Annotated in this window: 1 protein-coding gene; it reads left to right on the forward strand. The window is 56.2% G+C overall.

What is annotated here, in order from left to right:
* Positions 1 to 243 precede the first annotated feature (243 nt).
* Positions 244 to 729, forward strand: coding sequence for a hypothetical protein (locus ACEVQ6_RS23610; RefSeq protein ID WP_374891485.1), 486 nt, complete (start codon positions 244 to 246; stop codon positions 727 to 729).
* The last annotated feature ends 711 nt before the right edge of the window (positions 730 to 1,440 follow it).

Here is a 1,440-nt window from a genome sequence, read left to right on the forward strand (position 1 = left end):
GTCATAAGCAACCCGACCCTACCGGGAATCACCGATGGCTATGAAATCCAGCTACACCACCTCCTGGGACACGATCTTTGCCTTGGTAAGGTTGGGAGAAAACATGCGTCATCTACTCGTTGGGGTGGTCTCGCGCACGCTAACACCATCGGTCGCCGCCTGTCGCCTGCGAAGCTACTAATCAGCTCTTGCATTTTCCCAAACGTATCGATATTAGTGACAGCATACGTATGGAGGTTTGAAATGACATACATCAATCCCCAAGACGTTCATTCGCCGAAAAATCATTGGAAACTGGTAGACGTCATCATCGACGAGGGCCCTGGAAGGTGTTCCTACGCGATCGGAACCTGGGATGGTGAACGGCGAGTCGGCTTTCGTTGGAACGGCACGGACGAGAATCCAATCGGCAATCCTCAGAGTCGTGGCCTGCCGACTTGGACGATGCTGGACGACAAGCTGCATCCCGCCGTAATCGCTCTTGCGCCGGAGGACAAACAATCCCTGATCAGCGCTTATCTGAACCGCCCCCGGCGCATCGAGTTGGTCGTCGATCGCCATCCCTCCGGACGGCACACTTTAAAGGAGCGCGAGGAGGGCAAGGGCATGTATCGGGATCTTGGCGGCCCACTTGCATCCAACATCGACCAGGGCGAGTTTTACCGAGCCGTAGCTAAGGAGATTGCTAGCCGGCAGGAAGCTGGCCAGCATGTTGTCTTCCGCGATTAGGCCTCGGCGGCTCGCGAGAACGGCAGTGCGGGCCGAAACTCGCCCTGCCTGCTAAGCAAGTTTCCGGTCAAGCCAGTCATAGGCAAAGCCGTAACCGGCGGCCACAACAGCCGCCAGGAGCGAGTGGACCCCGATGAGGGTGCCATATGTGGAAGTCGTTGCGGTCGTCGCGAAGGGAGCGAGGGCGTAGAAGGTTTCTGATCTCATAGTTTGATTCCTATGTTGAGCAGCAAAATCACCGCACCAGAATTTTCGCCCGTATCGATGCAAGGGAGAAAACCGGCTGAATCGGCCGATCTTTTGGCCTGAGCTATCGCGCAAGCGCCAATAATAGCCGGTGTACTCCGGCCGGAGGTCACAAGTACCGGCCAGCTCGTTGAGAACGGCGAGTACAAGGGACAGAAGTCTCTTCGTGCGCTCCGGGCTATCGAAGCCGTCCTTGCTGCTTTTCCCACCATGGAAGAGGTTTTTCCGGACGATCGGGCAAAGGATGATCACCTGCCCGAGCGGGGCTGTTCCGTCAGGAAACGCAACCCCAGTGAAGGCCAGCGATCCATCCGCGGCAACGATTTGCTTTTTTGGATTAGCGGCGATCAGATCTTTGCCGGATTTTGTGAGTTTATATCCGCTCTCCTAGAGCAGATTCGACTTATTCCGGGTCATATCCTGCGGCCTCGAAATAGTGTCGGCATTCCTTTGGCGTGAAGGCGG

Source organism: Ensifer soli (assembly GCF_041928815.1).
GTDB lineage: Bacteria > Pseudomonadota > Alphaproteobacteria > Rhizobiales > Rhizobiaceae > JBHFEI01.